Genomic DNA, 23,834 nt, shown 5'->3' with positions numbered 1-23,834 from the left:
CGCTACGGCCCGAGCCGCGCCGCCCGCGCCTGCAGATAACGCTGCTCGGGCAGGCTCAGGGTCTTGGCTGCCGCGGACTCGTAGGCGGCGCGGGCCTTGCTGTACGCGCCCGCACGCTCCAGGAGATGGCCCCGGACCGCGTCCAGCCGGTGGCCCACGCCCAACTCGCCCAACTCGTCCGCCAGGGCGTCGAGTTCGGCGAGGCCGGCGCGGGGTCCGTGCACCATGGCGACGGCGACCGCCCGGTTGAGGCGCTCGACGGGGCCGGGGACCAGGCGGACCAGGAAGTCGTACAGGCCGAGGATCTCCCGCCAGTCCGTGGCGGCCGCGGACGGCGCCTCATCGTGCACGGCCGCGATGGCCGCACGCAGCGCGTACGGCCCGGCCGGTCCACTCGACAGGGCCTGGGTGACGAGCGCGACGCCCTCCTCGACCGCCGCCTTCTCCCAGCGGTCGCGGTCCTGCTCGTCGAGGGGGATCAGCTCGCCGTGCGGGCCGGTGCGTGCCTCGCGGCGCGCGTCGGTCAGCAGCATGAGCGCGAGCAGGCCGGTCACCTCGCCGTCGTCCGGGAGGAGCCGGTGGACCGCACGGGTCAGCCGGATCGCCTCGCCGGCCAGGTCCCGTCGCATCAGGCTCGCGCCGGATGTCGCCGTGTAGCCCTCGTTGAAGATCAGATACAGGGTGTGCAGAACCGCGGGCAGCCGCTCGGCCCAGTTGTCGGGCCGCCCGAAGCGCACTCCGCGCACCTTCTGCTTGGCCCGGCTGATCCGCTGAGCCATGGTCGCCTCCGGCACCAGATACGCGCGGGCGATCTCAGCCGTGGTCAGACCGCCGACCGCGCGCAGGGTGAGCGCGATCTGCGCGGGCGGGGTCAGACCGGGATGGCAGCACAGGAACAGCAGGGAGAGCGTGTCGTCCTCGCGGGGAGCCCGGTCCTGCACGGTCACGCGCGCGGACAGCGCCGCCGCCCGCTCCTCGCGCTCCCGCCGGGCCGTGTCGGCGCGCAGCGTGTCGGTCAGCCGCCGCGCCGCGACCCTGATCAGCCAGCCGCGCGGATTGTCCGGCACCCCGTCGGTCGGCCACTGCCGGGCCGCGGCCAGCAGCGCCTCCTGTACGGCGTCCTCGGCGGCGTCAAAGTGCCCGTACCGTCTGACCAGCGCTCCGAGGACCTGCGGCGCATGACGACGCAGCAGGTCCTCGATCGCGGTCGGCTCGGTCATCGGGCGGTTCAGATGTCCCCGGCGCCGTCCATGATCGGCCGGATCACCACGGGGTAGTCGGTCAGCCCCTCGGGGCCGGGGCAGCGGGTGACCCGCTCGGCGATCTCCGTGACCCGCTCCAGGCTCTCGCACTCCAGGACCCAGTAGCCGGCCATCAGCTCCTTGGTCTCGCTGTACGGCCCGTCGGTGATCACCGCGTTCCCGTCCTTGCCGCGGGTGACCAGCCGGGTCTGCGCCGGCTCGGCCAGCCCCTGGGCGTCGACGAGTTCACCGGTCTCGGCGAGGTCGTCGTTGATCGCGCCCATGAAGGCGTACATGGCCTGCAGCTCCTCCTGGGTCCAGCTCGGGGCGTGCGGGCTCGCCTTGCCGCGCATGCCCTCGTAGTCCGCCTGCGTGGCCTGCACCATCACGAGGTACTTCATCGGTCCGCTCCTTCGGCTCTCCCCGCCCGGGGTGGGCGGTTTTCATGGGGGACGTCGGAGCCGGGCCGGGGTTCTCGACACGGTCTCAGGGTTTTTTCGCGGCGGATTCCCGGTGCTGCTGCTCCGCCTCGGGAACGTACTCGGCGCTGGCCTCGCACCGCGGGTTGCGGCACGGGCCGGGGCTCCACACCGGAACCCAGGCGCCCAGTGTCTTGTGTCGCTTGACGACGGTTTCGACGGGCTGTCCGCAGGTGGGACAGACGTGTTCTGCGCTGTCCATGTCCTCAGGGTAGGGCGGCCACGGGCCGTGCGCTTCCCTCCGTATGTCCGTGTACGTCCGTGCCGGCAGCCCGTCGTGAGGGGGGAAGGGGCGGGCGTCGAAGAGGCGAGTCCGGGGAACAGGCGCCGGACCTCGCGCACCGTGGGGATGTGCGGGACCCGGCCGGCCGGAGCCCCTGGTGACCGTGCGGGGTCAGGAGCCGCACGGTCCCGCAGGCTCCGGGCTCGGGGGTGGTCGGCCGGGGCCGGGTGGCGCCGGCCTCAGCTGCGGCGCCGGGTCACGAACTCGGCGAGCGCCGGCAGACTTCCCGCCGGCTCCGGGTCGGGGACCGCACGGGACAGCTCGTGCAACCTTGCCCGCGCTGCCCGCGGCCGGGGTGCCGTCGCTCTGTTCCCATCCGAAGTGGTAGAGCGCGATCCGGCGCATCGAGCCCGGGAGCGACTCCATGGCTGCCCTCGGCTCGGGGTCGGCCCAGGCGCGGGCGCGGGCGCGGTCCAGGATCGCCGTGGCCTCGTGCCCGTCGAGGGGACCCGGTCCGCCGTACCCGGCGGGCCTTCGGCGTTCACGTGCAGCCGGCGCCCCGGCAGGTCGTGGCACCCCGGTGCGACGCTGTTTCGCCTCCGTCATGAACTCGGCCATGGGCTCCCCTCGCCGAAACCACGGACGGTGACGCGTGCGCCCCGCCCCAACGCGTACCCCGGGGGTGTACCCGTCCCCAGACGGGCAGACACGGTCACGACGTGCGGGAACGTCACCTCCAGCGGCCGATCTCGACGTTCTCCAGGACACCGAGCGCGTCCGGCACCAGGACCGCCGCCGAGTAGTACGCCGTCACCAGGTAGTTGATGACAGCCTGTTCGTTGATGCCCATGAAGCGGACGGACAGGCTCGGTTCGATCTCGTCCGGGATGCCGGACTGCCTGAGCCCGACGACGCCCTGGTCCTCCTCTCCTGTTCGCATGGCGATGATCGAGGTCGTGCGCTCCGGACTGACCGGGATCTTGTTGCAGGGGTAGATCGGCACCCCGCGCCAGGTCGGGATGCGGTTGCCGCCGATGTCCACGCTCTCCGGGACGAGTCCGCGCTTGTTCAGCTCGCGGCCGAACGCGGAGATCGCACGCGGGTGGGCGAGGAACAGCTTGGTGCCGCGCCGGCGGCTGAGCAGCTCGTCCATGTCGTCCGGGCTCGGCACGCCGTCGTGGGGCTGTAGCCGCTGGTCGTACTCGCAGTTGTGCAGCAGCCCGAAGTCACGGTTGTTGACCAGCTCGTGCTCCTGGCGCTCCTTCAACGCCTCGACGGTGAGCCGGAGCTGCTGCTCGGTCTGGTTCATGGGCTGGTTGTAGAGGTCGGCCACGCGTGTGTGGATGCGCAGCACGGTCTGGGCGATGCTCAGCTCGTACTCACGCGGCCGTGCCTCGTAGTCGACGAACGTGTGCGGGATGTCGGGCTCGCCGCTGTGGCCGGCGGCCAGGTCCACCTCCTTCTCGCCGTACTTGTTGGTGCGCTGCTCCGGGATGGCCCGCAGCTGCCGCAGGTGGTCGCGCAGCGAGTCCGCGCGCTCCGCGACCTGCTCGAAGTCCCGGCGGGACAGGATCAGCACCGTGCAGGCCGTGTCCGCGCGGGCCGTGTACTCCCAGATGGCGTCCGGGTCGAGCAGCGCCTGTTCGCCGAAGTAGGCTCCGTCGGCGAACACGCCCAGGACCGCGTCGTCGCCGTACGGACCCGAGCCGATCTTCTCGATCCTGCCGTGCGCGAGCAGATACACCTCGTCGGTCTGGCTGCCGAACGAGGCGATCACCTGGCCCGGTCCGAACTCTCGCTGCCGGCACCGCTGGGCCAGCTCCGAGAGCACCTCCCCGTCCTCGTACGACCGCAGCGCGGGCAGTTCCCCCAGTTCGGCGGGGACGACCTCGACCCGGTCGCCCGTCTTCACGAAGGTGACACGGCCGTCGCCGACCGCGTAGGTGAGTCGCCGGTTCACCCGGTACGTGCCGCCCTGCACGTTCACCCAGGGCAGCGTGCGCAGCAGCCAGCGGGAGCTGATCTCCTGCATCTGCGGTGCGGACTTGGTGGTGGTGGCCAGGTTCCGCGCGGCCGCCGTGTCCAGAGACTGCTGCGGCTTGCCCTGATCCGCGCGGACCTCTTCGCCTACCGACATAGAGAATTGCCCTCCCAGTCGTGCAGCGGCGCCGAGCTGCGCCGCGCATCGTTCGGGTGACCAGCCTCCATCACGGAGCGTACTCGCGCCATTACCCGAAAGAGCGGGAATGGATCATCAACCGACGGGGCACGTGGCGCGTTCCGCCCGGGCGGGTCCGCGTGCCGCGGCGTGTCCGGATCGGCTCGCACACTGTGTGAACGATGCAGTCCGAGACGTCCGTTTTCGGGGGAAGCAGCGCTACGAGGCGGTCGCGGGGAGGGTCCACCTCGTCGGCTGCGGCCGCGCCGATCACGCCGGTCTCGGTGACGCCGACGTCCTGCGCGCGGTGATCGCCGAGAAGGTGCTTCCCCACGACAACGGGGCGGGCGCCGACGGCAACCGGCACTTCTACGGCTTCGAGTGCGAGAACCTCGGCAACGGGAAGGATCCCTGGCCCGAGGTCCGGCTGGAGGCGACCGAGAGGGCGGCAGCGGCGGTCTGCCGTCACCACGGCCGGACGGAACGCTCGGTCGTCGGCCACCTGGAGTGGCAGCCGGGCAAGGCGGATCCGCGGGGCTTCACGACGGCGCGGCTCAGGGAGTGGATCAAGGAGCGGCTCAAGCAGTAGCGGCGACGCGCTCCGCGGAAGGACGAGCAAGGGAAACGAGGCGGGCGACAATGAAGCGGTGACCGGCACCGACCTCCTCGCTCCCCGACTCCCGTCGCCCCTGCAGGAAGTCGCCGACCACCGCTTCGCCCGGCACGGCGTCCGTCTCCTGCTCAAGCGGGACGACCTCATCCACCCGGAAGTGATCGGCAACAAGTGGCGCAAGCTGGTGCCGAATCTCGCGGCGGCGCACGGGCGGACGATCCTCACGTTCGGCGGTGCGTACTCCAACCACCTGCGGGCCACCGCCGCGGCGGGCCGACTGCTGGGGCTGCCGACGGTCGGCGTGGTCCGCGGCCAGGAGCTGGCCGACCGCCCCCTCAACCCGTCCCTGACCCGGTGTGCGGCCGACGGTATGCGGCTGCACTTCGTCGACAGATCGACGTATCGATGCAAGAGCGAACCGGAGGCCCTGGCCCGCATCCTGCGCGCGGCCGGTGCCGAGGACGCGTACATCGTCCCGGAGGGCGGCAGCAACACCGTGGCGGTGCGTGGTTGCCGGGCCCTGGGCGAGGAGTTGCGCGGCCATGCCGATGTCGTCGCGGTCGCCTGCGGCACGGGCGGCACGCTCGCCGGCCTGGCCGCCGGGCTCGCGCCCGACCAGCGCGCCCTGGGCATTCCGGTTCTCAAGGGCGGCTTCCTGACAGGTGAGACGGAGGCCCTCCAAGAGCAGGCGTTCGGCGGCCGGAAGGGCACCTGGTCGCTCGACGACCGCTTCCACTTCGGCGGCTACGCCCGCACCGCCCCGGAACTGGACGCCTTCGCCACGGACTTCGAGAACCGCCACGGGCTGCCCGTCGAGCGTCTCTATGTCGCCAAGTTGCTCCATGGACTGGCCACCCTGGCGGACGAGGGCGCCTTCCCACACGGGACGACGCTCGCCGCGGTCATCACGGGCCGCCCCTTCCCGGAAGCCTGATCCACACACCGTTCGACCGCCGCCGGGCAGCCCACCGCCCTGAGCCCCACCACGCCAGGCCACGTCCCGCCGCCGCACCACCACGCCACGCCGTCTCCTGGCGGGCCGACTCCCGACAGGCAGCCGCCAGCGGTCCACCGCGCCAGTAGGCCGACTCCCGGCAGACCTCCGCCCGCCACGCCGCCACGCCGGCCGACTTCGCGGAGGCCTCCGCCGCCAGACCGCAGTCCGACAAGCCGCCGCACGAGGCCACCTCCCGCCAGACCATCGTCCGCCGGACCACCGCGCTACGCCGACTCTCGTCAGGCCCCCTCGGCGGGCCGCCCAGCGAGACCACTTCCCGCCAGACCGCCGCGTCAGGCCGCCTCCTCGCAGCCCCCGCTCTACGCCGTCTCCCGAAAAGCCGCCGCCTCTTCCAGGTCCAGTCGGCGCAGGAGTGTGCGCAGCATTTCGTCGTCGAGGTAGCGGTGGTCACGGAGGCGGACGAAGATCTCGCGTTCGGCACTGATCATCTCGCGGGACAGTCGCCGGTAGGTGTCGTCGGCGGTTTCTCCCGTGATCGGGTTGACCTGGCCGAGGCGTTCCCAGACGGCGTTGCGGCGGCGCTCCAGGACCGTGCGCAGGCGGTCGGCGAGCGGTGGCGGCAGGGCATTATGCTCGTCGGCGAGGAGTTCGTCCAGGCGCCGCTCGGCGGCCCGGGAGGCCTGCGCCTGGGCGTTGGCCTCCGCGAGCGTCGCGGCCTGCGGGTCGCGGGCCGGGAACTTCAGCAGGCGGATCAGCGGGGTCAGGGTAAGGCCCTGCACCACCAGCGTCCCGATGACCGTCGTGAAGGTCAGGAAGAGGATCAGGTTGCGCTGCGGGAAGGGCGCGCCGCCGTGCACGGTGAGCGGGATCGAGAAGGCGATCGCCAGCGAGACGACACCCCGCATGGCGGCCCAGGACGTGACGACGGGCCCCCTCCAGGTGGGGTTCTCCTCGCGTTCCCTGATCCGCGCGGACAGAAGGCGAGGCAGGAACGTCGCCGGATAAACCCATATGAAGCGGGTCACCACGACCACGAGGAAGAGGATGACCGCGTACCAGGCGGCGTCGGCGCCCTCGTAGTCGCCGAGACCTTCGAGGACGACCGGCAGCTGCAGGCCGATCAATGCGAACACCGCCGACTCCAGGAGGAACGCGACCATCCGCCACACCGCCTCCTCCTGGAGACGGGTGGCGAAGTCGACCTCCCACGCGCGGTGCCCGAGGTAGACCGCGACGACCACCACCGCGAGGACGCCGGAGGCGTGCACCTGCTCGGCGACGCCGTACGCGACGAACGGGATCAGCAGGGAGAGCGTGTTCTGCAGCAGCGGTTCCTTGAGATGGGTGCGCAGCCAGTGGATGGGCACCATCAGGGCCAGGCCGACCGCGACGCCGCCGACCGCCGCCACCAGGAACTCGGCGACCCCGCCGGCCCAGGAGGCGCCCTCGCCGACGGCCGCCGCGACGGCCACCCGGAAGGCGGTGATCGCAGTGGCGTCGTTCAGCAGGGACTCGCCCTGCAGGATCGTGGTGATCCGGGACGGCAGCCCGACCCGGCGGGCCACCGCCGCCGCCGCGACCGCGTCCGTCGGCGCCACCAAGGCGCCCAGTGCCAGCGCGGCGGGCAGCGGCAGCCCCGGCACGATCAGATAGGCGGCCCAGCCGACGACGACGGTCGCGAACAGCACGTAGCCCACGGACAGGAGCGCCACCGGCCGCAACTGCGCCCGCAGATCGAGGTACGAGCTCTCGACACCCTCCTTGTACAGCAGCGGGGGCAGCACGAGCGGCAGGACGATCTCGGGCTCGAGGGTGTAGTCCGGCACGCCCGGGATGTAGGAGACGGCGAGCCCGACGGCCACCAGCAGCAGCGGTGCCGGCACCGGGCTGCGCCGGGCGGCCGCGGCGACCGCCGTACTGCCCGCCACGAGCAACAGCAGCGGCATCACATCCATGTCCTCGCCCGCCCTCGTTTTCCGCGCGGTCAACCGCACGCCCGTCGTAATCTGGCAATCATGAAACAGTGCACGCACGCCGACGCGCTGCCGCACCCCGAACCCGACCCGCAGAACGAGACGTGCCCGGAGTGTCTTGCACAGGGCACACATCCCGTGCAACTACGGATCTGTCTGACGTGTGGCCACGTGGCGTGCTGCGACTCGTCACCGGGACGGCACGCGACAGGGCACCACAGCGAGTCCGGTCACCCGGTGATGCGGACGTTCGAGCCGGGCGAGACCTGGCGCTGGTGCTTCGTCGACCACGTACTCGTGTGACACTGCTTGAGGACGGCTCGTCGGTACGGTTCGACCGTCTGACGTCTGGGTACGTCAACCCGGCGCGCGCTCTTCCCAATTGGGTCCGCAGACCTCTAGACACGGAGCGTATCCACAGGTTTACTGTGAGTGACGGCAGGGGGTCGGGGTCCCGGAGACGGATACGTTCGGAGCGCGATAGCGTCACCGCTGAACCAGTAGTCGCGTTACCCCCGGGGGGCGACCCCCGGCCCCGAATAGCTTGTACCACCATGGAGGTGAGGGTGTCCCAGATCGCAGGCGAGCCCGCGACCCAGGACTTCGTGGAAGTCCGGCTGCCGGCTGCGGGTGCCTACCTGTCGGTGCTGCGGACGGCCACGGCCGGACTCGCCGCCCGCTTGGACTTCACCCTGGACGAGATCGAGGACCTGCGCATCGCGGTGGACGAGGCCTGCGCGATCCTTCTCCAGCAGGCCGTGCCCGGCTCGGTGCTCAGTTGTGTCTTCCGGCTCGTCGACGACTCGCTCGAGGTCACGGTCTCCGCCCCGACCACGGACGGCCACGCCCCGTCGCGGGACACCTTCGCCTGGACCGTGCTGTCGGCCCTGGCGGGCAAGGTCTCCTCGGCCGTCGACGAGGACAGGACCGTGTCGATCAGCCTCTACAAACAGCGCGGCGCGGGACCCGGGCCGGCGTGAGGAACGGGGACGGGCCGGTGCGGGACGAAGAACGCGGCACACGGGAGCTGCAGTCCGGGGGCGCGGACTCTCCGGACGATTCCCGACGCATGGCGGACGGCATCGACGGCATCCCCGAACAGGCCAGACCGCACCCGGAGGGTGACTCCGCCGGGGCGGATCGGGACGGTGCCGTGCAGAGCGCGCCTCCGGAAGGACGGAACGGGGTCGTGTCCCCAATCCGAGCGGAGGCGAGGGCTCGGAGAAGGGCGACGGGCGGGACGATGAGCGAGCACGAGCGATACTCCGAGGGCGAAACGCCGGGCGCGCACGGCGCACCGGCCACGACGCACGATCCTCAGGACCGGAGCGGGGCGCGCGCGATGTTCGTCGAGCTGCGCAAGCTGAAGGAGGGCAGCCCCGAGTACGCGGAGCTGCGCAACCAGCTGGTCCGTATGCATCTGCCGCTCGTCGAGCACCTCGCGCGCCGGTTCCGCAACCGTGGTGAGCCGCTGGACGACCTCACCCAGGTCGCGACCATCGGTCTGATCAAGTCGGTCGACCGGTTCGACCCGGACCGCGGCGTCGAGTTCTCGACGTACGCGACGCCGACGGTCGTCGGCGAGATCAAGCGGCACTTCCGCGACAAGGGCTGGGCCGTCCGCGTCCCGCGCCGCCTCCAGGAGCTGCGCCTCGCGCTCACCACGGCCACGGCCGAACTCTCCCAGCAGCACGGCCGCTCCCCCACGGTCCACGAGCTGGCCGAGAAGCTGGCGATCTCGGAGGAGGAGGTCCTGGAGGGCCTGGAGTCGGCGAACGCCTACTCGACGCTCTCCCTGGACGTCCCCGACACCGACGACGAGTCCCCGGCGGTCGCCGACACGCTCGGCGCGGAGGACGAGGCCCTGGAGGGCGTCGAGTACCGCGAGTCCCTCAAGCCGCTCCTCGAGGACCTGCCGCCCCGCGAGAAGCGCATCCTTCTGCTCCGCTTCTTCGGCAACATGACCCAGTCGCAGATCGCGCAGGAGGTCGGCATCTCGCAGATGCACGTCTCCCGGCTGCTGGCCCGCACGCTGGCCCAGCTGCGGGAGAAGCTCCTCGTGGAGGAGTGACGAGCACCGAGGCGCGAGGGCCGCAGGGCTACCGGCCCCTGGGCTCCTGCGTACGGCCGGGCCCCCGGATGCCGAGGGCCTCGGTCGTGGCCGGGTTGATCAGCAGCACCAGCGAGGCCACGGCGATCACCACGAGGGCGATACCGGCCGGGATGGCCGCGCTGTCGGCCTGGAGCAGGCTGTAGGCCACCGGGAGCGCCATGATCTGGGTGATCACGGCCGGGCCGCGGCTCCAGCTGCGGCACAGCAGCAGCCCGCGCGCGGCGAGCAGGGGCAGCAGCGCGAGTACGACGAAGGTGACGCCCAGGGTGACGGCCTGCTGCCGGTCGTCCGGTGCGCCGGTGAGGCCGAGGACGAGCGTCCACACTCCGCCGACGGCCAGCGCGAAGCCTTCCAGCGCGGCCAGCGTCGCCGCGCAGGTCAGTCGGCGCGGGCGGGGGGCGCCGGCTTCCGCGGGGTTCGGGGTGGGGTTCTGCTCGCTGCTCACCCCAGCAGGGTAGCCGTCGCCGTGAGACCCCGAGTGTTCAGGCTCACGCCAACTTCTCTTACCGGATCCCTACCTCGGTCTGGGCCCGGTACTTCCCGGTAGGTACGCTGCAATCCATGCGTGCACTTCTCGTGGTCAATCCGGCGGCTACCACCACAAGCGCACGCAGACGTGACGTGCTGATCCACGCGCTGGCGAGCGAGATGAAGCTCGAGGTGGTCACCACGGAGTACCGCGGACACGCACGCGACGTGGGCCGGCAGGCCGCGGAGGGCGACGTCGTCGACCTGGTCGTGGCCCTCGGCGGCGACGGCACGGTCAACGAAGTCGTGAACGGTCTGCTGCACGCGGGCCCCGATCCGGAGCGCCTGCCCGGTCTCGCCGTGGTCCCCGGCGGCTCCACCAATGTCTTCGCCCGCGCCCTGGGTCTGCCCAACGACCCGGTCGAGGCCACCGGCGCCCTGCTGGACGCGCTGCGCGAGAAGCGCGAGCGTGTCGTCGGCCTCGGTCTGACCGCGGGCACCCCCGGCACCGAGGACGAGGCCGTCCCGTCCCGCTGGTTCACCTTCAACGCGGGGCTCGGCTTCGACGCGGGCGTGGTCGGCCGGGTCGAGCAGCAGCGCGAGCGTGGCAAGAAGTCGACCCATGCGCTGTACGTGCGCCAGGTGATGCGGCAGTTCCTCGGCGAGCAGCACCGCCGGCACGGCACGATCACGCTCGAGCACCCCGGTGCGGACCCGGTCACCGGCCTGGTGGTCGCCATAGTCTCGAACACGTCCCCTTGGACGTATCTCGGCAATCGCCCCATGTATACGTCGCCTAAGGCCTCGTTCGACAAGGGCATCGACGTACTCGGTCTCAGCCGCCTGTCCACGGCCGCGGTTGCCCGGTATGGCACGCAGTTGCTCACTTCGTCCCCCGAGCGGGGACCGCACGGCAAGCACGCCGCCTCCCTGCACGACCTGGACCGCTTCACCTTGCATTCGAAGGTCCCACTGCCCCTTCAGATGGACGGCGACCATCTGGGACTGCGTACGAGCGTGACGTTCACAGGCGTACGCCGTGCACTGCGTGTGATTGTGTGAGTGGAACGGCCCAAAGTCCTTTCACTCGAACGTTTAGACCAGGGTCCACCCCATGGAAGTACGGCTGTGACCTAGTCGACACCGAGGAATCAAAAAAAACTTTCCGGAAGGGGTTGTATCCGCCGCTGAGGTTTGCGAGTCTCTACGTGGCGATCGGGACGGCCCGCAATACCGGCCTCCACTGATCACCAGAATCCCTCTTCAATCCACAGGACCCACGCCAGGGAACCTGGCTGTCGGCCCTTCACTTGTTGAGGGATTCGTGAAAGCGTTCACATTCACAAGCAACGAGTACGTAATACCAAGGAGAGGTAGCAGCCATGGACTGGCGTCACAACGCCGTTTGCCGCGAGGAAGACCCCGAGCTCTTCTTCCCCATCGGCAACACCGGTCCTGCGCTGCTGCAGATCGAGGAAGCCAAGGCCGTCTGCCGTCGCTGCCCGGTTATGGAGCAGTGCCTGCAGTGGGCGCTCGAGTCCGGTCAGGACTCCGGCGTCTGGGGTGGCCTCAGCGAGGACGAGCGCCGCGCCATGAAGCGCCGCGCCGCCCGCAACCGGGCCCGTCAGGCCTCCGCCTGACCGACCACCCCGCTCTGACAGCCTGAGCTTGGCGGCGCGTACAGCGAGTACGCATCTCCCGCCCCCGAGCCGCAGCGCGCAGTACCCCCGATGCGCTTAACGAGCAGCAACGAGCTTTGAGCCCCGGACCACCAAGTGGTCCGGGGCTCAAAGCTGTTCGGGTCCCGCCCGTGCATGGCCGCCGAAAGCAGCGGAGGGACCGCCGGGACCGGTGCTACTTCTGCGGCTGCACCGGCAGGTCCAGGATCACGCGCGTCCCCCGTTCGGGCGCCGGGACCATGTCGAACGTTCCTCCCAACTCCCCCTCGACCAGGGTTCGCACGATCTGCAGACCGAGGTTGCCCGAGCGATGCGGGTCGAAGCCCTCGGGCAGACCGACGCCGTCGTCCTGGACGGTCACGAGGAGGCGGGCCTCCTTGGTCGTGCCGCCGCGCACGGCCGAGACCTCGACGGTGCCGGTGTCGCCCTCGCGGAACCCGTGTTCGAGGGCGTTCTGCAGGACCTCGGTGAGGACCATCGACAGCGGGGTGGCCACCTCGGCGTCGAGGATGCCGAAGCGCCCGCTGCGCCGGCCGGTCACCTTGCCCGGCGAGATCTCGGCGACCATCGCGAGCACGCGGTCGGCGATCTCGTCGAACTCCACGCGCTCGTCCAGGTTCTGGGACAGCGTCTCGTGGACGATCGCGATCGAGCCGACACGCCGTACGGCCTCCTCCAGCGCCTCCCGGCCGCGCTCGGACTCGATACGGCGGGCCTGCAGGCGCAGCAGCGCGGCGACCGTCTGGAGGTTGTTCTTCACCCGGTGGTGGATCTCCCGGATGGTCGCGTCCTTGGTGATCAACTCCCGCTCGCGGCGGCGCAGTTCGGTGACGTCGCGCAGCAGCACCAGCGAACCGATGCGGGTGCCCTTGGGCTTGAGCGGAATCGCCCGGAACTGGATCACCCCGTCACCCGACTCGATCTCGAACTCGCGCGGCGCCCAGCCGCTGGCCACCTTGGACAGCGCCTCGTCCACCGGCCCGCGCGTCGGGGCGAGTTCGGCGGTGGTCTGCCCCAGGTGGTGGCCGACCAGGTCGGAGGCGAGGCCGAGGCGGTGGTACGCGGACAGCGCGTTCGGGGAGGCGTACTGGACGACGCCGTCCGCGTCGAGCCGGATCAGACCGTCGCCGACGCGCGGCGAGGCGTCCATGTCGACCTGCTGGTCGGGGAAGGGGAAGGAGCCCGCGGCGATCATCTGTGCGAGGTCCGAGGCGCTCTGGAGATACGTGAGCTCGAGGCGGCTCGGGGTGCGCACGGTGAGCAGATTGGTGTTGCGCGCGATGACGCCGAGGACGCGGCTCGCGCGCCGTACCGGGATCGACTCGATCCTGACCGGGACCGCCTCGCGCCACTCCGGGTCGCCCTCACGCACGATCCGGCCCTCGTCGAGCGCCGCGTCCAGCAGGGGGCGGCGGCCGCGCGGGACCAGGTGGCCGACCATGTCGTCCTGGTAGGAGGTCGGACCGGTGTTCGGACGCATCTGGGCGACCGAGACGTACCGGGTGCCGTCGCGGGTGGGGACCCACAGGACCAGGTCGGCGAAGGAGAGGTCGGAGAGCAGCTGCCACTCCGAGACCAGCAGATGGAGCCACTCGAGATCGGAGTCGTCGAGGGCTGTGTGCTGGCGTACGAGTTCGTTCATGGAGGGCACGTCTGTGAGCGTACCCGGCGGTTTGTACGGCCCGTAAATGCTCGGTGCCCGTAGACACCCGCGGGCCGCGGCGCCTGGGAGGGACCCTCAACCCTCCCGGCACCGCAGCCCGGAGCAACAACGGCCGTGGGGTGTGCGGTCCCGGTCGGCCGAAGGGTGAGGAGCCGGGGCAGTCAGGGCAGAGAGCGCCGGATCCTCGGTCCGCCTTCCTGTGCGGGGAAGACGGAAGTGTGCGGCTGTGGGTGCAGTCCTGCCGTACCCAGGCCTTCGTTCATTGTGGACTAGACCACGTTTGTGTGTCCATGTATTGGAGGCTTTTAACAGTCGGCGCATCGCAGCCTAACCCGACCGGGTCGCTCGCGGGGCCGGACGGCCATGGCGATGTCGGCGACTGCTTCCTCGGCCTCGGGCGTCGAGCAGCTACCGCCGTAGCCGCGCACACCCCCTCGAACAGCGCTCGCGGGTCGCCGCGCGGTCCCGTTCCACTTCCCCTGGAGGGGCGGCGCTCGCGCGGGGTGAGTGTTAGATTGGTCTAAACCACATAGTCCTTTCCCGGACCTTCCAGCCCTCTTCAGAACGGCAGGCCCAGCGTGGAAGTTGTCATCGTTCCTGACGCCGCGGCGGGCGGCGAGCTGATCGCCGAGGCCATGGCACAGCTCCTGAGGCGCAAGCCCGACGCCCTGCTGGGCGTGGCCACCGGCTCGACCCCGCTGCCCATCTACCAGGCGCTGACGGCGAAGGTGCGCTCCGGCGCCGTGGACACCGCGCGGGCGCGGATCGCCCAGCTCGACGAGTACGTGGGGCTGCCCTCGGAGCACCCCGAGTCGTACCGTTCGGTGCTGCGCCGGGAGGTGCTGGAGCCGCTCGGCATCGGGATGGACGCGTTCATGGGGCCCGACGGTACGGCCGAGGACGTGGCCGCGGCGTGCGTGGCGTACGACCGGGCGCTGGCCGAGGCCGGGGGCGTGGATCTCCAGTTGCTCGGGATCGGGACCGACGGGCACATCGGGTTCAACGAGCCGTGCTCGTCGCTCGCCTCGCGCACGCGGATCAAGACGCTGACCGAGCAGACGCGGGTCGACAACGCGCGGTTCTTCGACGGCGACATCGAGCAGGTGCCGCACCACGTGATCACGCAGGGCATCGGAACGATCCTGGAGGCCCGGCACCTGGTGCTGCTCGCGACCGGTGAGGGCAAGGCGGACGCGGTCGCGGCGACGGTCGAGGGACCGGTGGCCGCGGTGTGCCCCGCCTCGGCGCTGCAACTGCACCCGCACGCCACGGTGGTCGTCGACGAGGCCGCCGCGTCCAAGCTGAAGCTGGCGGACTACTTCCGCCACACATACGCCAACAAGCCGGAGTGGCAGGGGATCTAGCAGTATCGGGCCATGACGGAGGTGCCGGTCGCCCTGCGCGGGGACCGGCACCTCCGTCGTTGGGGATCAGGGATCAGGGATCAGGCACCGGGGTCGGGGGCCGGGGAGGGACCCGAGGGCCAGGCGCCGGCGATGACCTCCGCCGCGGCGATGGCGCAGACGCGGGCCGCGCCGTGCGTGGCGATGTGGAGGGCGCCCCGGGGCGGGGACTGGGGCACGCCCATCTCGACCACGATCGTGTCGGGGCGGGCCGTCAGGAGCGTGTCGAGGGCCGTCCCCATCCAGGCGTGCCGGTGTTCGTCGCGGACCACGGCGATCACGCGCCGCTTCCCCGCGGCGGACAGCGCCGCCTGGCCCGCCGTCGCCCCGGTGAAGCTGCCCGTCTGTGTGTCGGGCAGCGACCGGGCCAGCTCCGCCGCGAGCCCCCACGGCGTCTCGTCACCGACGGCGATGTTCGCGACCGGGGTGAAGGCGGCGACGTAGGGAGCCTCGGTCAGCGGTTCGTACGCCTCGGCACCGGTGACGGTCAGCGCCCGCCGGGCGGCGAGGAGCCCGACGTCGTGAGCCGGCCGTACGTACCCCGCGCGCGTTCCCCCCGATGCCGTCCACTCCGCCAGTCCGCGAACCCGTTCCGCCGCCTCAGCCAGACGTTCCTCCGCGAGGTCGCCCGACCGCACGGCGGCGACCAGGGCGTCCCGCAGGCGGCAAACCGTTTCCTCGTCCGAGAGGCCGCCGCCCACGCAGATCGCGTCCGCGCCGGCCGCGATGGCGAGGACGCTGCCGCGTTCGATGCCGTACGTCGCGGCGATGGCCTGCATCTCCATGCCGTCCGTGACGATCAGGCCGTTGTAGCCGAGTTCGCCGCGCAGCAGGTCGGTCAGGATCCGGTGGGACAGTGTGGCCGGGTGGTCGGGGTCGAGGGCCGGGACCAGGATGTGCGCGCTCATCACCGCCCGCGTACCGGCGGTGACGGCCGCGCGGAAGGGGGCCAGGTCACGGGAGTGGAGGACCACCGCGTCCACGTCGATGCGGGGCATCGCGTGGTGGGAGTCGACGGCCGTGTCGCCGTGGCCGGGGAAGTGCTTCGTGCAGGCGGCCACGCCGGACGCCTGGAGGCCCGCGACATAGGCCGCCGTGTGCCGGGCGACCAGGTCGGTGTCGGCGCCGAAGGAGCGCACGCCGATGACCGGGTTGTCGGGGTTGGAGTTCACGTCGGCCGACGGCGCCCAGTTGAGGTTCACGCCGCAGGCCGCGAGCCGGCGGCCGAGTTCGAAGGCGACCTCCCGCGTCAGCTCCACGTCGTCCACCGCGCCGAGCGCGTGGTTGCCGGGGAAGGAGGAGCCCGTGCTCACCTCGAGGCGTGTGACGTCTCCGCCCTCCTCGTCGATCGCGACCAGGACGTCGTCCCGTTCCGCGCGCAACTGGGCCGTGAGGGCGGCGACCTGGTCCGGGGTCGCGATGTTGCGGCCGAACAGGCCCACGGACGCCAGGCCTTCACCGAGCCGGCGCAGCACCCAGTCGGGTGCGGTGGTGCCGGTGAAGCCGGGCTGCAGGACGGTGAGGGCGTCCCTGGTGAGAGTGTCGGTGCCGTTGGCGATAGTCGTCATCGGATGGCGTCATCCCTTCACGGCACCGGCGGTCAGACCCGCGGCCATCTTGCGCTGAACGAGGAGGAACAGGGCCACGATCGGCACTGCCATCATGGTGGCTCCGGCCATCATGGGGGCGTACTCGGTGCCGTGCTTGGTGGTGAAGTTGCCGAGCCAGACGGTCGCGGTCTGGTGCTCCTGGCTGAGCAGCATGAGGGCGTACAGGTACTCGTTCCAGGCCTGGATGAAGCCGTAGACCGAGGTGGCGACCATACCGGGGGCCAGCAGCGGGAAGACCACGCGGATGAAGGCGGCCGTGCGGGAGCAGCCGTCCACCATCGCGGCCTCCTCCAGCTCCCGCGGGATGTTGACGATGAAGCCGCGCAGCGTCCACACCGTGAAGGGGAGGATGAACGTCAGGTACGTGATGATGAGGCCGGTGAGCTTGTCGTACTGCTTCAGGTCGTTGAGCAGCAGGAAGACCGGGATGATCATGGCGACCAGCGGGACCATCTGCACCGCGAGGATGCCGACGATCACGATCTTGCGGCCGCGGAAGGCGAACCGGGAGATGGCGAGCGCGGCCAGCATGCCGACGACGATGCCGATCGCGACCACGGACAGCGAGACGATCAGGCTGCGGCTGACCGGGCCCCAGAAGTCCGCGATGTCCAGCGCTCGGCTGAAGTTGGACAGAGTCAGCCCCGTCGGCAGCAGGCTCGGGTCCGGGTCGATGGCGTCCTTGGCGGGCTTGAACGCCGTGTTGAGCATCCAGTAGACGGGGAAGCCGGCCGTGACGAAGACGAGGAGACCGAGCAGGTTCCAGCCGAGCCGGGACGTTCGGCGGCCCTGCGGGGCGAGGGTGCTCATGCCGCTCATTCGACCTCTCCGATCTTCAGCATCTGGCGCATGTACACGGCGACCACGCCAAGGAGCAGGACGACGGTGATCAAGGCGATCGCCGAGCCCTGCGCATAGTCGTTGACCACGAAGGCGCGGTCGTAGGAGTAGGTGGTCAGCAGCTGGAACTCGGCCTCGGGGTGTCCGCCGCGCATCACGAAGACCTGCGGGAAGACGCCCATGTCCCAGATGACCGAGAGGGTCGTGAGCATCACGATGATGGGCTTGAGGATGGGCAGCGTCACGTACCGGAAGACGCCCCACGCGCCCGCGCCGTCGAGGCGGGCCGCCTCCTCCAGCTCCTGGGGGACCTGCGTGAGGCCGGCGCTGAGCGTGATGACCACGAAGGGGACCGCGCCCCAGACCACGAGCAGCATGATCACGGCCAGGCCCTCAGGCCCGCTCGCGAACCAGTTGTGGCCGATCAGATCGACGCCTGGCAGCTTGCTGATCAGGGCGTTGAGGATGCCGTAGTCCGCGTCGAAGAGCCACTTGAAGACGGTGGTGGCGACGATGACGGGCATGCCCCAGCTGGCCACGAGCGCGATGTTGACGAGGGTCTTCACCCAGCCGGAGACCCGCTGCAGCAACAGGGCCACCAGCATGCCGAGGACCATCGTGAAGATGACCGAGCCGGCCGCGAAGATCACCGTGCGCAGGACGACCTGCCAGAACTCGCCGTCGCCCAGCACCTTGGAGAAGTTGTCGAAGCCCACCGACTCGGGCGGCTGGAAGCCCCACAGCTGGGACTGCCCGAACTTCTGGAAGGACAGCGTGACCAGCCGGACCAGCGGATAGCCCATGACCAGGGCGAGGACCACCAGACAAGGGGCGAGCAGCAGCCAGGGGGTGGCGGATCCGCCCGACGTCCGCTTTCCGCGTGGCCGTTCGGGGACGCCCGGTGGCGGCGCCTGCCGCGGCGGCGGCACCTTGGCAGGGGTGGTCGTGTCTGCGGCACTCATCGCGCGCTCCTCGAAGGTCCCTCTGGTCGTACGAAGCAAGGCCGCGCGGCGCCGGACACCGCGCGGCCGTACAGGGAGCGGGGCCCCTCCCCCGATGACCTCCAAGGTCGAAGGGGCCCCACGGCTCGGGTCACTTGGTGTTGATGACCTTGTCGATCGCGGCGTCCGCTTCCTTCGCGGCGTCCTCGACCGACTTCTTGCCGGTGCCGATGTTCTGCAGCATGGTCTGCAGGACCTGGGCCTTCTCGACCTGGCCCCAGCCGGGGGCCATCGGGACGAACCAGTTGGACTCGGCCGCGGTGGCCGGGACGACGGTCGCCGGGTCGTTCTTGAGGGTGGCGAGGTCGGTCTTGTTGTTGGGCAGGTTGCCCTTGGCCATCAGGCCCTTCTGGCCCTCGGGTCCGGTGAAGGCGTTGATCCACTCGGCGGCGACGGCCTGGGCCTTCGACTTGACCGGGATGGCGAGGTCCGAACCGCCCAGGAACACCGGCATGTTCTTGCCGGACGGACCGGGCAGCACGAAGTTCTCGAGGTTGTCCTTGAGCTTGCCGGTCTTGTCGTTCTTCGGGTCGGCTGCGGTCGCGCCCTCCCAGGCGGCGCCGAAGATCAGGTCGGACTTGCCCTGGCCGTAGACGATGTAACGGTCGGACTCGTCCTTGGTCTTGTCGCCGTGCATGTACTTGTCGAGGATCGTCTTGAACTCGTTCAGGCCCTTGAGCGACTCGGGCGAGGAGAGGCTGGCCTTCCACTGGCCGCCCTCCTCCTTGGCGATGGAGCCGCCGGCGTCGTAGACGAAGGACATGGCCGCGTACCAGTCACGGGTGGGCTGGTACCAGGCGTTGAACTTGGCGCCCTGCTTCTTCTGGATCTTGTCCAGGTCGCCGGTCAGCTCGTCGTACGTTTTCGGGGGCGCCTTGATGCCGGACGCGGCGGCGATGTCCTTGCGCCAGGTGCCGACGCGGCCACCGGCGTAGTACGGCACGCCGTAGGTCTTGCCCTCGTACGTCACCGAGGCCTTGAGGCCGTCCAGCCAGGCCCCGGAGTTGCTGTACTGGGCCGGGTCGACGGGTGCGAAGGCGCCCTTGACCATGTAGCCGAGCATCTCGGTGTTGCCCATCTCGACCACGTCGGGGGCCTTGTCTGTGGCGAGGACGGCGTCCAGCTTGGTGTTCTTGTCCGGCCAGCCGTAGTACTCGTGCTTGATCTTGATGCCGGGGTGCTTCTTCTGCACGGCGGCGTCGGCGGCCTTCACCAGGTTGGGCCAGTTGTTCTGGGCGTCGACGGTGAGCCAGACGGTGAGCTCCTTGGCGTCCGCCCCCTGCGCCTTGTCGTCCTTCTTGTCACTGCCACACGCCGCGACGGAGACGACCATGCCCGCGATACCGATCGCGGCTATCAGCTTGCGCTTCACGCCACCCTCCTCAGGGATGCCACAATCCCCCCTGCCTCCCCGCGGTGACCGTCAACGCGTCGTACCGCCCATGGGGCCGGGACCTGGACCTGGACCAATGGTGTAGACCAGTAGAGGGGAGCTTGGCCCAGACCAATAGGCCTGTCAAGGGTGTTCAGGCAGGCTCCCGGCGTCCGTGATGCGACCGAGATATGCAGGGACCTTTCATTCCCCAAGCGACAGATCGGACGGCCCGGTTGACGTGGACCACCGGCTCTTTGGCGACCCTGTGGACTAGACCAACTGGAGGTGCGGCGGTATACAGAGGGGATCACGGAGCGTGCGGGTGACCTCCCGCCGTACGAAGCCGTGCCACGATGTGAGCCGTGGCCGATGGAATGTCGGTCGCTTCGGCACGAGGAGCCGGGAAGGCAGAGCATGAGCACCGACGTCAGCAGTGCGGAGAACGAGGGTGGGGCGACCGTCCGTACCGCGCGCGTGCCCAAGTACTACCGCTTGAAGAAGCACCTGCTCGACATGACGGAGACGCAGTCGCCGGGCACCCCCGTGCCGCCCGAGCGCACCCTCGCCGCCGAGTTCGACACCTCGCGCACCACCGTCCGCCAGGCCCTGCAGGAGCTGGTGGTCGAAGGCCGCCTGGAGCGCATCCAGGGCAAGGGCACCTTCGTCGCCAAGCCGAAGGTCTCCCAGGCGCTGCAACTCACTTCCTACACCGAGGACATGCGCGCGCAGGGCCTGGAGCCGACCTCGCAGCTCCTCGACATCGGGTACATCACCGCCGACGACCGCCTCGCCGGACTGCTCGACATCGCGGCCGGCGGCCGGGTGCTGCGCATCGAACGGCTGCGCATGGCCAACGGCGAGCCGATGGCCATCGAGACCACACATCTGAGCGCGAAGCGCTTCCCCGCCCTGCGCAGGTCGCTCGTCAAGTACACGTCGCTCTACACCGCCCTGGCCGAGGTGTACGACGTCCATCTCGCGGAGGCCGAGGAGACCATCGAGACCTCGCTGGCCACCCCGCGCGAGGCGAGCCTGCTGGGCACCGACGTGGGCCTGCCGATGCTGATGCTCTCCCGCCACTCCCTGGACCGCGGGGGCAACCCGGTGGAGTGGGTGCGCTCGGTGTACCGCGGCGACCGCTACAAGTTCGTGGCCCGGCTCAAGCGGCCGACGGAATAAGCCTGCACCGGTCGCCACGAGGTGACCGTTCACCACGCGAGCAGTCGCCGAGCCGGGTGGGCCGACGATGTGCGTGCGCGAACTGAACGGCAAATCCGCGTATGCCCGGTATCTCACGCATGCCTGGAAGGTGTACCCGGAGGCGGAGATACTGCCCCCGGTGAGAATTCGAACGTATACGCATGGACCGCCAGGAGTCGGACCCGCGGCAGGGCTTCCGGTGCTGCTGAGATTTCCGTTCGGGACCGAAATACGGAAGGGGGCTTCCGCATAGTTGCACCGTCACCTACATTGCCTGCGCGTTGCACAGGTGTTCAGCGAGGGGACGGAGCCGTGGCATGTCAGATGCACCTGAAGTGAAACCGCCGGTCGTAACACCGGTACGGGTGGTGATCGCCCTGTGTCTGGTCGCGCCCTTCGTGGCGATGCTCTGGGTGAGCTCCTATGCCAAGACCGACCCCACGTTCATCGGGATCCCGTTCTTCTACTGGTACCAGATGGCGTGGGTGCTGATCTCCACCGCGTTGACGATGACCGCGTACCAGCTCTGGCAGCGTGACCAGCGCGCCCGCAAGGCCCGGAAGGACGGTGCGTCGGCATGAAGGACGGCGTGAACGGCGTCGCGCTCGGCGTCTTCATCTTCTTCTTCCTGGCCGTCACGGTCATGGGCTTCCTGGCCGCGCGCTGGCGCAGACCGGACAACGAGCACAGCCTCGACGAGTGGGGCCTGGGCGGCCGGTCCTTCGGCACCTGGATCACCTGGTTCCTGCTCGGCGGCGACCTCTACACGGCGTACACCTTCGTGGCCGTACCGGCGGCGATCTACGCGGCGGGCGCGGCGGGCTTCTTCGCGGTGCCGTACACGATCCTGGTCTACCCGCTGATCTTCACGTTCCTGCCCCGGCTGTGGTCGGTGTCGCACAAGCACGGTTACGTGACGCCGTCGGACTTCGTGCGCGGCCGCTTCGGTTCGAAGGGTCTGTCGCTGGCGGTGGCGGTCACCGGCATCCTGGCGACCATGCCGTACATCGCGCTCCAGCTGGTCGGCATCCAGGCGGTGCTCGACGTGATGGGCGTCGGCGGCGGCGAGAGCGCCAACTGGTTCGTGAAGGACCTGCCGCTGCTGATCGCCTTCGGCGTGCTGGCCGCCTACACGTACTCCTCGGGCCTCAGGGCCCCGGCGCTGATCGCGTTCGTGAAGGACGCGCTGATCTACATCGTCATCGCGGTGGCGATCATCTACATCCCGATCAAGCTCGGCGGCTTCGACGACATCTTCGCCAAGGCCGGCGACGCGTTCGCCCAGGTCAACCCGGCGACCGGGGCCCCGCGCGGAGCGCTCGCACCGGCTCCGGCGGGCCAGTGGACATACGCCACGCTGGCCCTCGGCTCGGCGCTCGCGCTGTTCATGTACCCGCACTCGATCACCGCGACGCTGTCCTCGCGCAGCCGTGAGGTGATCCGCCGCAACACCACGATCCTGCCGCTGTACTCCCTGATGCTCGGCCTGCTCGGCCTGCTGGGCTTCATGGCGATCGCGGCCGGCGTGAAGGTGCAGAACGGCCAGCTGGCGATCCCGCAGCTGTTCGAGAACATGTTCCCGGACTGGTTCGCGGGCGTGGCCTTCGCGGCGATCGGCATCGGCGCGCTGGTGCCGGCGGCGATCATGTCGATCGCTGCGGCGAACCTCTTCACCCGCAACATCTACAAGGACTTCATCAAGCCGAACGCCACAGCCAAGGAGGAGACCAAGGTCTCCAAGCTGGTCTCCCTGCTGGTGAAGGTGGGCGCGCTGGTCTTCGTCCTGACCATGGACAAGACGGTGGCGATCAACTTCCAGCTGCTCGGCGGCATCTGGATCCTGCAGACCTTCCCGGCCCTGGTCGGCGGCCTGTTCACCCGCTGGTTCCACCGCTGGGCGCTGCTCGTGGGCTGGGCGGTCGGCATGGTGTACGGCACGGTCGCCGCGTACGGGGTGGCCTCGCCGACCCAGAAGCACTTCGGCGGCTCGGCGAAGGAGATTCCGGGCATCGGCGAGATCGGCTACATCGGCCTCACGGCGTTCGTCATGAACGTCGTGGTCACGGTGGTCCTGACCTTCGTCCTGAAGGCCCTGAAGGCCCCCGAGGGAGTCGACGAGACAAGCCCGGAGGACTACACGTCGGACGCGGGCGACGCGGGCGTCCAGGTGGAACTGCCTCCGGCGACGGCGGGGTCGAGCCACTAGACACCGCACGGCCCCGCGCCCTCGAAAGGGCGCGGGGCCGTGTCGATATGCGGCTCCGCCGCGTGGGCGCGACCAGCCACCGACAACCCGCAGCGGGCCGCCGGGAGCAAGAAAATCGGCGGCCCGCTGCCATGCCCACCCGCACACTCGATGCCATGGGCATCGCAATCCGTACCGCCACCCCCGGCGACTACGCGCCCCTGGGCGACATCACCGCCCGCGCCTGTCTCGACGACGGCCTCCTCGGCTTCGGTGAGAACGACGCGTACCTCGATGAGTTGCGGAACGTGGCCAAGCGCGCGGCGTCCGCCGAAGTACTGGTGGCCGTGGCCGACGGACAAGTGCCGCCCCGGAGAGGCCGAGATACGGATGCTCGCCGCCGACCACCCCGCCCGCGGCCGGGGCGTCGGCGACGCGCTCGTGCGCGTTTGCGTCGAGCGGGCGAGGGGCGTCGAGGGCTGCGCACGGATCGTCCTGTCGACGCAGCGCACCATGCGCACCGCCCACCGCATCCACGAGCGCCTCGGCTTCGTCCGGGTCCCCGAGCGGGACTGACAGCCCCTTCCCGAAACTCGACGACATCCTGCTGCTCACCTATGAGTTGACGCTCTGACACGCTCCGAAATCACCG

Annotated in this window: 21 protein-coding genes and 2 pseudogenes; 12 read left to right on the top strand and 11 right to left on the bottom strand. The window is 70.1% G+C overall.

Going from position 1 to position 23,834, the window contains the following annotated elements:
• Positions 1–2 precede the first annotated feature (2 nt).
• From IEZ19_RS10790 to IEZ19_RS10775, 4 genes are all read right to left on the bottom strand, one after another.
• Entirely contained in the window at positions 3–1,220 is a 1,218-nt protein-coding gene (locus IEZ19_RS10790) for an RNA polymerase sigma factor (protein WP_189310898.1), read from the bottom strand.
• Positions 1,221–1,228: 8 nt separating this feature from the next.
• Positions 1,229–1,642: a YciI family protein gene (locus IEZ19_RS10785; RefSeq protein WP_189310897.1), complete on the bottom strand. Its 414-nt coding sequence runs from the start codon at positions 1,640–1,642 to the stop codon at positions 1,229–1,231.
• Positions 1,643–1,727: 85 nt separating this feature from the next.
• The gene (locus IEZ19_RS10780) at positions 1,728–1,922 is read right to left on the bottom strand and encodes a hypothetical protein (RefSeq protein WP_189310896.1); all 195 of its coding nucleotides are present in this window, start codon (positions 1,920–1,922) and stop codon (positions 1,728–1,730) included.
• Between the two features lie 751 nt (positions 1,923–2,673).
• Entirely contained in the window at positions 2,674–4,080 is a 1,407-nt protein-coding gene (locus IEZ19_RS10775; protein ID WP_189310895.1) for a family 2B encapsulin nanocompartment shell protein, read from the bottom strand.
• A gap of 256 nt (positions 4,081–4,336) precedes the next feature.
• Between IEZ19_RS10775 and IEZ19_RS10770 the strand changes: the two are divergent.
• A pseudogene (locus IEZ19_RS10770) lies at positions 4,337–4,690 on the top strand (N-acetylmuramoyl-L-alanine amidase); the annotation flags it as partial.
• 58 nt (positions 4,691–4,748) lie between these two features.
• Complete coding sequence (locus IEZ19_RS10765) at positions 4,749–5,648, top strand: 1-aminocyclopropane-1-carboxylate deaminase/D-cysteine desulfhydrase (protein ID WP_189310894.1); 900 nt, start codon at positions 4,749–4,751, stop codon at positions 5,646–5,648.
• 383 nt (positions 5,649–6,031) lie between these two features.
• On the opposite strand, the gene IEZ19_RS10760 is transcribed toward IEZ19_RS10765, so the two are convergent.
• Positions 6,032–7,627: a Na+/H+ antiporter gene (locus IEZ19_RS10760; protein ID WP_189310893.1), complete on the bottom strand. Its 1,596-nt coding sequence runs from the start codon at positions 7,625–7,627 to the stop codon at positions 6,032–6,034.
• Between the two features lie 60 nt (positions 7,628–7,687).
• Between IEZ19_RS10760 and IEZ19_RS10755 the strand changes: the two genes are divergently transcribed.
• The 3 genes from IEZ19_RS10755 (at position 7,688) to IEZ19_RS10745 (ending at position 9,716) form a co-directional block, all read left to right on the top strand.
• A complete protein-coding gene (locus tag IEZ19_RS10755; RefSeq protein WP_189310892.1) occupies positions 7,688–7,948 on the top strand; it encodes a UBP-type zinc finger domain-containing protein in 261 nt (86 codons plus the stop codon).
• 263 nt (positions 7,949–8,211) lie between these two features.
• Positions 8,212–8,625, top strand: a complete 414-nt coding sequence (locus tag IEZ19_RS10750; protein ID WP_006136266.1) for an ATP-binding protein — start codon at positions 8,212–8,214, stop codon at positions 8,623–8,625.
• A gap of 17 nt (positions 8,626–8,642) precedes the next feature.
• Positions 8,643–9,716 carry an RNA polymerase sigma factor SigF gene (locus IEZ19_RS10745; RefSeq protein WP_189310891.1) on the top strand — a complete coding sequence of 358 codons (1,074 nt, stop codon included), beginning with the start codon at positions 8,643–8,645 and terminating at the stop codon, positions 9,714–9,716.
• A 28-nt stretch (positions 9,717–9,744) separates the two neighbouring features.
• On the opposite strand, the gene IEZ19_RS10740 is transcribed toward IEZ19_RS10745, so the two are convergent.
• Positions 9,745–10,203, bottom strand: a complete 459-nt coding sequence (locus IEZ19_RS10740; protein WP_189310890.1) for a hypothetical protein — start codon at positions 10,201–10,203, stop codon at positions 9,745–9,747.
• Positions 10,204–10,319: 116 nt separating this feature from the next.
• On the opposite strand from IEZ19_RS10740, the gene IEZ19_RS10735 reads away from it, so the two are divergent.
• Both IEZ19_RS10735 and IEZ19_RS10730 read left to right on the top strand, forming a co-directional pair.
• A complete protein-coding gene (locus IEZ19_RS10735) occupies positions 10,320–11,288 on the top strand; it encodes a diacylglycerol/lipid kinase family protein (protein WP_189310889.1) in 969 nt (322 codons plus the stop codon).
• A 320-nt stretch (positions 11,289–11,608) separates the two neighbouring features.
• Positions 11,609–11,866, top strand: coding sequence for a WhiB family transcriptional regulator (locus IEZ19_RS10730; protein WP_016639615.1), 258 nt, complete (start codon positions 11,609–11,611; stop codon positions 11,864–11,866).
• Positions 11,867–12,080: 214 nt separating this feature from the next.
• Here the strand turns inward: IEZ19_RS10730 and IEZ19_RS10725 are convergent, their stop codons facing one another.
• A complete protein-coding gene (locus IEZ19_RS10725) occupies positions 12,081–13,547 on the bottom strand; it encodes a sensor histidine kinase (protein WP_189310957.1) in 1,467 nt (488 codons plus the stop codon).
• A gap of 599 nt (positions 13,548–14,146) precedes the next feature.
• Between IEZ19_RS10725 and nagB the strand changes: the two genes are divergently transcribed.
• On the top strand, positions 14,147–14,932 hold the full coding sequence (gene nagB / locus IEZ19_RS10720) for a glucosamine-6-phosphate deaminase (protein WP_189310888.1): 786 nt from the start codon (positions 14,147–14,149) through the stop codon (positions 14,930–14,932).
• Between the two features lie 80 nt (positions 14,933–15,012).
• Here the strand turns inward: nagB and IEZ19_RS10715 are convergent, their stop codons facing one another.
• The 4 genes from IEZ19_RS10715 to IEZ19_RS10700 form a co-directional block, all read right to left on the bottom strand.
• Complete coding sequence (locus IEZ19_RS10715; RefSeq protein WP_189310887.1) at positions 15,013–16,539, bottom strand: glycoside hydrolase family 3 protein; 1,527 nt, start codon at positions 16,537–16,539, stop codon at positions 15,013–15,015.
• Between the two features lie 9 nt (positions 16,540–16,548).
• On the bottom strand, positions 16,549–17,400 hold the full coding sequence (locus IEZ19_RS10710; protein ID WP_189310886.1) for a carbohydrate ABC transporter permease: 852 nt from the start codon (positions 17,398–17,400) through the stop codon (positions 16,549–16,551).
• Positions 17,397–18,383, bottom strand: coding sequence for a carbohydrate ABC transporter permease (locus IEZ19_RS10705; RefSeq protein ID WP_189310885.1), 987 nt, complete (start codon positions 18,381–18,383; stop codon positions 17,397–17,399). The genes IEZ19_RS10710 and IEZ19_RS10705 overlap by 4 nt, the downstream gene beginning before the upstream one ends.
• A gap of 130 nt (positions 18,384–18,513) precedes the next feature.
• The gene (locus IEZ19_RS10700; RefSeq protein WP_189310884.1) at positions 18,514–19,794 is read right to left on the bottom strand and encodes an extracellular solute-binding protein; all 1,281 of its coding nucleotides are present in this window, start codon (positions 19,792–19,794) and stop codon (positions 18,514–18,516) included.
• A gap of 417 nt (positions 19,795–20,211) precedes the next feature.
• Here IEZ19_RS10700 and IEZ19_RS10695 point away from each other — a divergent pair, with 417 nt between their 5' ends.
• The 4 genes and pseudogenes from IEZ19_RS10695 to IEZ19_RS10680 all read left to right on the top strand — a co-directional run bounded on the left by IEZ19_RS10695 (position 20,212) and on the right by IEZ19_RS10680 (position 23,816).
• Positions 20,212–20,976, top strand: a complete 765-nt coding sequence (locus IEZ19_RS10695; RefSeq protein WP_189310883.1) for a GntR family transcriptional regulator — start codon at positions 20,212–20,214, stop codon at positions 20,974–20,976.
• Between the two features lie 338 nt (positions 20,977–21,314).
• A complete protein-coding gene (locus IEZ19_RS10690; protein WP_189310882.1) occupies positions 21,315–21,578 on the top strand; it encodes a DUF3311 domain-containing protein in 264 nt (87 codons plus the stop codon).
• Entirely contained in the window at positions 21,575–23,203 is a 1,629-nt protein-coding gene (gene mctP / locus IEZ19_RS10685; protein ID WP_189310881.1) for a monocarboxylate uptake permease MctP, read from the top strand. The genes IEZ19_RS10690 and mctP overlap by 4 nt, the downstream gene beginning before the upstream one ends.
• Before the next feature lie 155 nt (positions 23,204–23,358).
• Positions 23,359–23,816, top strand: a pseudogene (locus tag IEZ19_RS10680) (GNAT family N-acetyltransferase).
• The last annotated feature ends 18 nt before the right edge of the window (positions 23,817–23,834 follow it).

The sequence above is a fragment of the Streptomyces brasiliensis genome, assembly GCF_014647875.1.
Taxonomy (GTDB): Bacteria; Actinomycetota; Actinomycetes; order Streptomycetales; family Streptomycetaceae; genus Streptomyces; species Streptomyces brasiliensis.
Note: the sequence above shows the minus strand (reverse complement) of the source record. Positions and strands in the feature narration are given on the sequence as shown.